Here is a 10,674-nt window from a genome sequence, read left to right on the forward strand (position 1 = left end):
ACGCAGTACGCCGTGTATGAGCTGCTCGAGCAGCTCGGTGTACGGTGGATTATGCCCGGCGAGATCGGTACCGTCGTACCGACTTTGACGAGCATCCGCGTGAAGCTTCAGGATACGATTCAGCATCCCGGCTATGCGACTCGCCTGCTCGTGCCAGTCGACAACTATCCGGGTCATGCAACTGTACCCAAGGTATACAACCCCAAGGAAGGGGCTGACTGGGCCAAGTTCATGCGACTCGGCGGCGAGAACTTCGGCAAGCATGGGTTGCCCTGTACAGTGAAGTCGACAGAAAAGCCAGACTGGTTCATTCAGGAGAACGGCAAGCCGACATCTCAATATGACGTGTCCAAGCCGGAAGTGTTGGCCTGTGTCGTGGAAGGCGCCAAGAAGACGCTGAAGGCAGATCCAACCCTGAAATATGTAGGCATGGGTCCCAATGATGCATATGGCTTCGGACATACGGCGTGGGATGCGGACGATCTCGATCCACTGGTTGGGCAGATTTCCGTAACTGATCGCTACGTCAAGTTCTACAATCTGGTTCTGGCTGAATTGCAAAAGGAGTATCCCAATGTAGGCATCGCATTCTACGCTTACACATTGGATATGCGTCCCCCGGTGCGCGAGATCCCGAATCCGAAGCTGCTACCCGTACTGGCTCCGATCAATCTGGATCGCCTTCATGCTATTGACAATCCTCTTTCCTGGGAACGGGACTATATGAAGAATATTATCGAGGGCTGGCAGGCATTAGGCGTAAAGGTTATGTATAGAGGGTATTTATTTGATCTGGCCGAGCCGAGCCTCCCGTTCTCCATCACTCCTCAGATCAAGTCGGAATTCGCCTATTTCAAAGACCATGGGATTGAGCGAATTCGGGTGGAAGTGTTTCCAGCGTGGGCATATCAAGGCCCCGGCTTGTATTTGGCAGCCAAGATGATGTGGAACCCTGAGCTTGACGTAGAAGCTCTCTTGGACGATTATTTCGAGAAGTTTTACGGGCCTGCGGCAGAACCGATGCGCGAGCATTTCAAGCTGTTGGAGAATGCCTTTGAAAAAGCCGACTATTTCGCGGGCAGTGCCCAGGATTTCCCTCATATTCTGACGAAATCGGTCTTGAAGGATATGGAGAAAGCGCTCAGCAAGGCGGAGAAGAAGGTGCGAGGAGACTCCGTATACGCCCAACGCGTAGCGATGGTCCGGACAGCTTACGACTTCGGTGATGCCTTCATCGGGATGCTGGATGCGAACAGCAATTTCGATTTTGTCGAAGCGAAGCGTCAATTAGATCGGGTCAATGCCTTATCGCTACAGGGGATCTCACATTCCCCGGTTATCTTGAATCCGCTAGCACAGAGCTACATTATGCGGTTCTGGGGCAATAAGATCGAAGAGGGGTACAGCCGTGTAACAGGAGGCAATACCATTGTTGCGAAGCTTCCTGACGAGATGTCAGTATTCTTGGATCCCTATGGGGGAGGAGAGAAGTTAGGCTTGTGGAAGCCGGGACTCGGTACGCAGTCCTGGATGACTCTGAAAACGGCCTCCGAGTCGTGGTCTGCCCAAGGTTTGCGTTATTACAAAGGTCATGCGTGGTACCGGACATCGGTGAAGATTCCGAATTCATATAGTGGCAAGCCGATCCGCTTATGGCTGGAAGATATCGATGAGACCGTCAAAGTCTGGGTGAATGGCAAGCTACTGCCTGTGCTCAAAGAAGGCAAGCCGCTGCAAAATTCTTGGGAATTCGATGCGACCGGGGCGGTGGAGTTCGGCAAAAATAACGTGATCGCGATTGATGTGGGCAATATGGCGCTGAACGAATTGGGAACGGGCGGTATTGTCGGACCAGCCATGTTCTGGACGCCTGCACCTTAAGGCTTAGCTAATTGGATTGGGGAGAGAGTAGTTGCTAGAACCACCGTGCAGTCTGGCGGTGGTTTTTTGCACATGAAATATTGTCGCAGGGATCCGTGAGATTTACATGAAGTGCACACGTGTAATATAATGAGGGAATCATCCCAATTGAGCATTTAGAAAGGAGCCATTCCCTATCCAATGACAGTTACTATTAAAGATATAGCCAAAATGGCCGGCGTAAGCCATCCAACGGTATCGAGAGCGTTGAACGACGACCCTGGCGTGAATGAGGAGACGAGGCGAAACATTCTTAGGATCGCCAAACAATTGAACTATGTGCCGAATTTGGCTGCCAGACGGCTGGCCGAGCGCAAATCGAACTGTATCGGCATGATATGGCCGGCGTTCGAATCAATGTTCTTCTACAACCTGTGCAAGGAAATTCAGAAAGAGGCAGCGAAGAAGGGCATGAGCGTACTCCTCTCGCTAGACGAGCCTGTCGTAGCGATGCGTACATTAAACCAGCAGTTCGTCGATCATGTGATCTATTGGGCTGTTCCCGATTGGGAGCCGCCGGCAGAGTTTCTGAAGGAGAAAGCTTTGTTCAAAGGTGACATGCTGTTGATGGGCGGAGGGAATATCGAGGACGCGCATTGTTTGAGAATAGACAGAAGGCATGGCATATACGAGGCCGTACGGCACTTGGCAGGACTGGGCCATACCGATATTGGCTTCATTGGACAGACGACGGACAAGTTGGTAGGCTTTACCCAGGGGATCGTAGATTGCAAGCTAGACTTCCGGCGGGATTTCCTGGTGCAAGTGGGGGAATCTCCGACCGCTGAAGAGCCATTCGACGAGCAGACCGTAACCGAACTCCTCCTCGGAGACCGGAGACCAACAGCTCTCATATTGGACAGCCAGATCGCCTTCTTCCAATTGAGCAAGCTCTTACGACGCCATAAGATCCGAGTACCAGACGATATATCGCTCATCATATACGACGACGTTCCGGAACTGCAGCTGTTCGAAGTGCCGCTCACGACGATCGGCCCCCCGCTCAAGCAATTAGCCGAACGGGCTATCGATATGCTGTCGCAATATGGATCGGATGAGGGGCGCGGTTGGCAAGTAGAGGAGATCAAGACGCAGCTCGTTGTAAGGGAGTCGGCGATCACACCTACCCTGTAAATATTTATACAGGGTAGGTTTACACATTGTGAACACGTGTGCTATGATATATACATAAAATGCCTGTAATTATTATGTACACGTGTGTTAGTGTAACGTATAGAAAGGAGTATCTAGGAGGGCATAACGACAACAAACCTAAGTAGCGTTATCATTAATTATTGGAGGGGTATCCATGAAAAAAACGACTGTTGGTCTCATCGCACTTTTGACATCGCTTTCATTGTCAGCCTGCTCAACAAACACGGGTGGTCAAACAAGCACCCCATCGGAGAAGCCGAAGGAAGTTTCCTTAAAAATCGGATTACCTGGCTCGTACGACGTAACAAAGAAAGAAATCATCGACGGCTTTATTGCCAAATACCCCAATATCAAAACCGAAATCGTAGAAGCGCCTTGGGGTGACTTTACGGGGAAAATCCAAGCGGAGATCGCTGGCAGCACAGCACCGGACATTTGGTTTCAAGAAAATGCAGTCATTCTCGGCTATGGGAAACGCGGTGTTGCTGAGGACTTGTCAACGTACATGAATGAATTGAAGACGGACGATTATTCAACCGCCTTGTATGCAGCCAAAGCGACGGACGGCAAAGTCTACGGCGTACCGCATGGCATCAACCCGGTGGCGCTCGCCTATAACAAGAAAATGTTCACGGACGCGGGGATCCCGTTCCCGACCAAGGATTGGACGTATCAGGACTTGCTTGACGCCGCCAAGAAGCTAACGAAGGATACGAACGGTGATGGTAAGACGGACCAATACGGGTTCAGCGCTTCAAGTTCGATCACAGTAGGCTGGTATCCGTGGACCCGCTCCAAGGGCGGTCGTGTGCTGGACGATACGAAGACGAAGGCTATGTTCACTGATCCGCTGTCTGTTGAAGGGATCAAAACGTGGGCCGGCTTGGTGAAGGATGGCATCAGCCCGAATACGGACTTGTATACGGCGTTTGGCGGAGAATGGAAAGCGTTCGCATCTGGCAAAACAGCTATGTTCTTCATGCAGTATAGCAACCAGACATTCATCAACAAAGACTTTCCGAATTTCGATTATGATACGGTTATCATGCCGAAAGGCTTCGACGGCAAACGGATCGTACCGATGGTAACGAACAGTTGGCTGATCTTCTCCAAAGCGAAGAAAGATGCCAAAGATGCAGCGTGGCAATTCCTGAAGTACTACCTCGAAGAAGATGCGCAAATTTGGCTCGCGAAGAGCGGCTCCGAAATTCCGATTCGTAAATCGGCGATTGAGAAGCTGGATGTCAATACGAACCCGAAGAACAAAAAAGCATACAGCGATGGCATCCAAGAAGCTGGCATCACGACGGACGAGAATCCGAGCTGGAACGAGTGGCGGCTTGCCGCACAACCGATCTATGCCGATATTTTCAATCAGAAAATCGCGCCAGAGGCTGGCATGAAGATGATTCAGGATAAAGTGCAAAGCATCCTGGACCAAAACAAATAACATCCAATAGAGGGGAGGGGTGACCCCTTCCCTCTCATACGTTCGGCTTCTTAGGAGGGATCTGCTTGGACAAGCAAAATCGTTGGGGCTATATATTGACCCTGCCATTCGTCATTCATTTTCTCGTCTTTTTCGCTTTCCCTTTTCTGTTCTCCTTTTACTTAACTTTCTCGCAATGGGATATGTTCAATCCACCTGCATGGATTGGCATGAGTAACTGGAGCAGGCTCGTTCACGATAAGGCATTTTGGTACTCGGTTCGTAACATCCTGGTTTTCGCCGCTGTATTCGTCCCCTTACAGACGCTGATCGCGCTCGTTCTCGCCTTTTTGCTCAATCAGTCGATTCGGGCCAAAGCTTTTTATCGCGTCATCTTCTTCCTGCCGGTCGTTACGCCTTGGCTCGCGGGAGGCACGATGTGGAGATGGATCATGAACAAAACCTACGGGTTGCTCAATTATGGGCTCGGCCTGTTCGATGTAGCTCCGGTTAACTGGCTGGATAGCAAGTATTGGTGGCTCCCTATCGGAAGTATCGCGTTAGTCAACGTCTGGAAAGGCATCGGCACTTCAATGGTTATCTTGCTGGCCGGCATTCAAGGTGTCTCGAAGGAGTTATACGAAGCCGCAGAGCTCGATGGGGCCGGGCGATGGACATTGTTCTGGAGAATTGTGTTCCCAATTGTCTCGCCAATGATATTCCTCGTATTCATCTTGTCGACGATTGCTGCATTTCAAGCGTTCGACGTCTTTCTCATCATGCTCGGCAATCCGGAGATTGTAGCGGATCAGAGGCTGACGCCGAACATTATGATTTACAAGTATGCGTTCCTCACCTCCAAGATGGGTTACGCCTCCGCGATGTCCTGGGCGCTGTTCCTCCTGATCATGGCCGTTACACTCGTGCAAAAACGCTTCGAGAAGAGGTGGGTCCATTATGAGTAAAAGGTTCGCCATTCGAAATACATTCGTACATCTGATCTTGATAGTAGGTGGTCTCCTCACGCTGCTGCCGTTCTATTGGATGGTGTCTACCTCTCTGAAGGCGGGGGGCAACGTTACGAAGCTGCCGCCACAATGGTTCCCGAATCCAATCGTGTGGAGCAATTATGCGGAGGTTTGGATCAAGGTTAACTTTGCAAGATATACAGTCAACAGTCTATTCATCGTCTCGCTCGATATCGTAGGTACATTACTTTCGTGCGCCATGGTCGCTTTCGGGCTGGCGATGTTTAACTTCAAGCTGAAGAAACCAATCTACATCGCGATGCTTTCCACATTGATGCTACCGTTTCAAGTGACGATGATTCCTGGCTATTTTATATGGAAATCGCTCGGCGGGCTTGATACGTACATGCCGTTGATCGTCCCGAGTTTTTTGGCTGGAGCGTTCGGGATATTCCTGCTGCATCAGTTTTATAAAAGTTTGCCGCGCGAGCTATACGAAGCGGCCACAATAGACGGCTGCAACCCTTGGCGCATCTTATGGCGCATCTATTTTCCCCTATCGCGTTCTGCCTTGTCGGCGCTTGCGGTGTTCACATTCATGGGAGCTTGGAGCAATACGATCGGCCCTCTGTTGTATCTGCATGATAGAGATATGTTCACGCTGCCGCTCGGTCTGTTGTTCTTGACTAGTCAACCAGGTGTCCAGACCCAGATCGTCATGGCTGCCGCAGTGATCGTCACGCTGCCTGTTATTCTTATCTTCATCGTGGCGCAGAAGCAGTTCGTGGAAGGGATCGCCTCGAGTGGTCTGAAGGGCTAAAGTTTAATTAACAAGAAGGGAGCATCAGGCATGAATAAAAAGAGATATGTACTAGTCGGAACGGGTGGAAGAGCGGAGTTTTTCTATGGGGCGATGGCTCAAGATTATCGAGACAACTGTGAGCTGACGGCGATCTGCGATCTGAATCCGATTCGCATGGCATACACGAACCGCCTGCTCGTCGAGAAATACGGCCATGCTGCCGTGATGACTTATACTTCCGATCAATTCGAGCTTATGATCGAGCGGGAGCGACCGGACATTGTCATCGTCACCACCATGGACCGTACCCATCATACATATATCATACGAGCGATGGAGCTTGGCTGCGATGTTATTACAGAGAAACCCATGACCGTAGACGAGGACAAGTGCCAGGAGATATTGGATGCGGAAGCGAGGACGGGGCGTAAACTTCGCGTAACATTTAACTACCGCTACGCCCCCCACAACACGAAAATCCGAGAGTTGATCCTGAACGGGTCAATCGGTCAGGTATATTCCGTCCAGTTCGAATGGCTGCTTAATACGGAGCATGGAGCGGATTACTTCCGCAGGTGGCACCGGGATAAGCGCAACAGCGGCGGTCTGCTCGTTCATAAGTCGACGCACCATTTCGACCTGGTTAACTTCTGGCTGGATACGCGTCCGAAGACGGTGTATGCGGTTGGGAATTTGCGGTTCTATGGACGGGAGAATGCGGAGCAGCGAGGGGAGACGCAGTTCTATCAGAGGGCTCATGGTAATGAGCTGGCCCGAACCGACCCATTCGCGATTGATCTGGAGCAGAATGACCATCTGAAGAACATGTACCTGGATGCCGAGAAGGCGGATGGCTATCAGCGCGACCAGAGCGTGTTCGGAGATGGCATCAACATAGAGGACACGATGGCGGTACTCGTGCAATACGACAACCGAGCGACGCTTAATTACTCGCTTCACGCTTACATGCCGTGGGAGGGCTACATCGTCCATATCAATGGCAGTAAAGGCCGGATCGAAGCCAAAATTGTCGAGCAGTCTTACATTAATTCCGGCGGCGAGAAGTCGGATGAGGGTGCGCTACTGGAGAAACGAATCACCGTACATCCGATGTTCGGCGCTCCGTATGACGTACGAGTCGAAGAAAGCGCAGGCGGACATGGAGGAGGCGACCCGCTCCTGCTCGCGGATTTGTTCAATCCGGACCCGCCCGAAGACCCATTTCACCGTGCAGCCTCCCATGTGGAAGGGGCTATGTCGATTCTGACCGGTATTGCAGGCAATCGTTCCATGCAGACTGGCCAGCCTGTTCATATCCAGGATTTGATCAAGATTCCCCAGTAGGGGAGCGCAGCCATAGGAAAATCATATAACAGTTAGGAAGCGATCTATATGAGATTGGAGCAAAAAGGTTCAGTGGTGTTGGATTTGCGTCCCGCTCCTGGCAATCCCCGGAACAGCGAGGGAGCGTTCGTGGAGTTGAACGATGGGCGGATGCTGTTCGCATACAGCCTCTTTACTGGAGAGTCCGCGGATGACAACGCGAAGGCAAGCATCGCGGTGCGATATTCCTCCGACAACGGTGATACATGGTCGGAGGAGGAGACGATAGCGCGGCCGGAGGATCACGACGTGCGGAACATCATGAGCGTGTCGCTGCTGCGGATGGCGAACGGTGATGTTGGGCTGTTCTATGTGCTCCGCCGCGGCTGGCATGATACGCGGCTTCACCTGCGTCGCTCGACTGACGAAGGCCGCACCTGGAGTGCGCCCGTCTGCTGTGTGCCCGGGCTAGGTTACTACGTTACGAATAATGACCGCGTCATCCGGTTAGCTTCGGGGCGGTTGATCGTCCCGTGCAGTCTGCACAAGATGAGAGGTGACAGCCAAACGGATTGGAAATCGTTCGACGGGCGAGGTATAGCATACTTCTTCCTATCTGACGATGATGGGTACACGTGGCGGGAAGCCCAAGGCTGCGCCGCTCTCTTCGTGGCGCATTCCGGCAGCGGCCTGCAAGAGCCCGGTGTCATCGAGCTACGAAGCGGTGCTTTGTGGGCATGGGCGCGGACGGACTTGGGGCGGCAGTATGAGATGTTTTCTGTCGATGCGGGAGAAACGTGGAGCCAACCGGCGCCTTCGCGCTTCACATCGCCCAATTCCCCGCTGTCGATGAAGCGGATGCCCGGCAACGGTTGTCTGGTGGCCGTCTGGAATCCGGTGCCGAACTACGAAACACGGGTCACCGAGCGGCATACTTGGGGGCGGACACCGCTGGTCGGTGCAATTAGCAAGGACGATGGGCGGACGTGGGGTGGTCATTTCGCGGTGGAGTGCGATGAGGACAGAGGCGGCTATTGCTACACGGCGATCCACGCAACGTCGGACTCGCTACTATTGGCTTATTGCGCCGGCGAAGCGGAGGACGGCATCTGCTTGGCCCGGTTGAAGGTAAGGAAGATTCCACTGGCTAGTCTGGAATGGTGAAACGCCCCTCTACTGCCCGAAAGAGCTTTGGGATTGTCGATATCAGTAAAATATGCTATTTTTCGGAGATTCGCAAATAGAGCGAAAACCTGGTAGGGCTGCAACCGTTCTGCCCAATCCATAATGCTAACCCAATAAAGATAAACGCCTAACGGCGTCCTTTGACGCAGTACGTATACCGAGATGATGAACAATCAGCGAAGTTAATCATTCTGAATCGATAAATAAACCGACCTTTTATGAAGGCCGGTTTTTCATTCATTATCTAGTTGAATTATGGGATGAGTTTACGCTGTCGGAAGTCGTTGAATATGTTTATAAACATAGCTTCGGTAACGATATATTCGTGAAAGCCAAAGCGGTGAGCTTTCGATCCGTCGGCAATGGCGCGCGGTAAGCTGGTGTTTTCATTTGTCGCTTTTTAAACTAATATTCAACCAAACGGTTGATTAACGATTGCATTTGATGTATATTTAACCATGTGGTTAATAAATTGCAATAAGGTGGCAACATCATGGGCGAAGCACAAATCGAACGACTCAACAATGTATTTCGGGCATTGGCTGACCCGACCCGAAGGGAGATGATACGACGATTAGCAATACAAGACCTCACGGTGACTGAGTTAGCCACGCCCCATCAGATGTCACTAGCTGGAGCGTCCAAGCACATCAAGGTTTTGGAGGAAGCTCAAATAATCCAGCGAACCGTTCGGGGCCGCACACATATATGCCGCCTCGATCCAGCTGCACTGGCTTCCGCCCACGAGTGGATCCGATTCTACGAAACCTTCTGGAATGAACAACTCGATACGCTGGAGCGGGAATTGAACCGATTAGAAGATGACATTTGATTTCGGATCGACCCTATTGGCACAGGTAAGGAGGAAGCGAACTGGACAGGATTGCTCATGTTAAAGCACAAGTTATCCGAAAATTCAGCGCACCACCGGAGCGAGTATTCGACGCCTGGYTAAACCCTGAGTTCGCAACCCGTTGGCTATTTACTACGCCGTCTAGCGATCCAAGCGGGAGACGAGTAGAGATAGATCCGCGAATTGGGGGGAAGTATACCATAGTGAATCGGATGAAAGGAATTGATTATGTAGGGGATGGAGAATATGTGGAGATTGACCGTCCGCATCGACTTGTATTCACCTTCAGAATCGCTCAATTGAGTTCGACGATCGACCGTGTCATTATTGACATTATCCCTCTTGAACAGGGCTGTCAGCTTACGCTTACCCAGGAAATCCAGGTACCGCACAAAGAGAATGCATCCACCGGACAAGTTCAAGAGATGCTAGCTGCCTACAAAAGAAGCACGGAAAAAGGTTGGAGCAGCATGTTCAATAGATTGGATAAGATTCTTGGAAAAAGCAGAAAATTACATTAAGGAGTTGTTGGAAAATGGAACAGAATATTCAAAAAACCATGACCTTTATGACGTTCACCGGACAAGCAGAGGAGGCTATGAACTTATACACCTCGCTATTCGATCAATCGCAGATCATCAATATCCTTCATCATGAGAACGGCAAAGTTCTGCATGCCACGTTCACCATCAAGAATCAAATGTACATGTGTATTGATAGCACCGTACAACATGAATGGAGTTTTACACCTGCCATTTCCATATTTGTAGTCTGTGATACCGCTGAAGAAATTGACAAGCTGTTTGAAGGATTGTCTGATGGCGGTAAAGTCTATATGCCCTTAGCTGCATCCCCGTTTAGCGAAAAATTCGCTTGGGTGGAAGACCGTTATGGAGTGTCCTGGCAGTTGAATCTGCCGAAACAATTATGAAGTAATGTTCGTTATTATTGAGGTGAGAAGTAAAACCAACCCACGGCAGATTGTGGGTTGGTTCTACATTTTTCAATCGGTATTTGGCGATAAAGTTACGGTTAGACG

General features: G+C 50.8%; 10 protein-coding genes. All 10 read left to right on the plus strand.

The window, feature by feature from the left end:
* A partial coding sequence (locus AC1DWB_RS28715) for a DUF4838 domain-containing protein (RefSeq protein WP_477544523.1) occupies positions 1-1,881 on the plus strand: 1,881 nt, incomplete at its 5' end.
* A 180-nt stretch (positions 1,882-2,061) separates the two neighbouring features.
* Positions 2,062-3,054 (plus strand): LacI family DNA-binding transcriptional regulator, encoded by a 993-nt coding sequence (locus AC1DWB_RS28720; protein WP_477544524.1) that lies wholly within the window; start codon positions 2,062-2,064, stop codon positions 3,052-3,054.
* A 175-nt stretch (positions 3,055-3,229) separates the two neighbouring features.
* Positions 3,230-4,525: an ABC transporter substrate-binding protein gene (locus tag AC1DWB_RS28725; protein ID WP_477544525.1), complete on the plus strand. Its 1,296-nt coding sequence runs from the start codon at positions 3,230-3,232 to the stop codon at positions 4,523-4,525.
* Between the two features lie 65 nt (positions 4,526-4,590).
* Entirely contained in the window at positions 4,591-5,469 is an 879-nt protein-coding gene (locus AC1DWB_RS28730; RefSeq protein ID WP_477544526.1) for a carbohydrate ABC transporter permease, read from the plus strand.
* On the plus strand, positions 5,462-6,292 hold the full coding sequence (locus AC1DWB_RS28735) for a carbohydrate ABC transporter permease (protein WP_477544527.1): 831 nt from the start codon (positions 5,462-5,464) through the stop codon (positions 6,290-6,292). The genes AC1DWB_RS28730 and AC1DWB_RS28735 overlap by 8 nt, the downstream gene beginning before the upstream one ends.
* 30 nt (positions 6,293-6,322) lie before the next feature.
* A complete protein-coding gene (locus AC1DWB_RS28740; protein ID WP_477544528.1) occupies positions 6,323-7,618 on the plus strand; it encodes a Gfo/Idh/MocA family protein in 1,296 nt (431 codons plus the stop codon).
* A gap of 48 nt (positions 7,619-7,666) precedes the next feature.
* Positions 7,667-8,761 (plus strand): sialidase family protein, encoded by a 1,095-nt coding sequence (locus AC1DWB_RS28745; RefSeq protein ID WP_477544529.1) that lies wholly within the window; start codon positions 7,667-7,669, stop codon positions 8,759-8,761.
* Positions 8,762-9,275: 514 nt separating this feature from the next.
* Entirely contained in the window at positions 9,276-9,614 is a 339-nt protein-coding gene (locus tag AC1DWB_RS28750; protein ID WP_477544530.1) for an ArsR/SmtB family transcription factor, read from the plus strand.
* A gap of 74 nt (positions 9,615-9,688) precedes the next feature.
* Positions 9,689-10,156, plus strand: coding sequence for an SRPBCC family protein (locus AC1DWB_RS28755; RefSeq protein WP_477544532.1), 468 nt, complete (start codon positions 9,689-9,691; stop codon positions 10,154-10,156).
* Between the two features lie 14 nt (positions 10,157-10,170).
* On the plus strand, positions 10,171-10,566 hold the full coding sequence (locus AC1DWB_RS28760) for a VOC family protein (RefSeq protein WP_477544531.1): 396 nt from the start codon (positions 10,171-10,173) through the stop codon (positions 10,564-10,566).
* Positions 10,567-10,674: the final 108 nt, after the last annotated feature.

The organism is Paenibacillus sp. P4_E11 (assembly GCF_056401635.1).

What these genes read in the sequence shown, in the direction of transcription:
- AC1DWB_RS28745 (WP_477544529.1), top strand. Translation starts at nt 7,667, where the DNA reads ATGAGATTGGAGCAAAAAGGTTCAGTGGTGTTGGATTTGCGTCCCGCT.
- AC1DWB_RS28725 (WP_477544525.1), top strand. Translation starts at nt 3,230, where the DNA reads ATGAAAAAAACGACTGTTGGTCTCATCGCACTTTTGACATCGCTTTCA.
- AC1DWB_RS28735 (WP_477544527.1), top strand. Translation starts at nt 5,462, where the DNA reads ATGAGTAAAAGGTTCGCCATTCGAAATACATTCGTACATCTGATCTTG.
- AC1DWB_RS28750 (WP_477544530.1), top strand. Translation starts at nt 9,276, where the DNA reads ATGGGCGAAGCACAAATCGAACGACTCAACAATGTATTTCGGGCATTG.
- AC1DWB_RS28760 (WP_477544531.1), top strand. Translation starts at nt 10,171, where the DNA reads ATGGAACAGAATATTCAAAAAACCATGACCTTTATGACGTTCACCGGA.
- AC1DWB_RS28720 (WP_477544524.1), top strand. Translation starts at nt 2,062, where the DNA reads ATGACAGTTACTATTAAAGATATAGCCAAAATGGCCGGCGTAAGCCAT.
- AC1DWB_RS28740 (WP_477544528.1), top strand. Translation starts at nt 6,323, where the DNA reads ATGAATAAAAAGAGATATGTACTAGTCGGAACGGGTGGAAGAGCGGAG.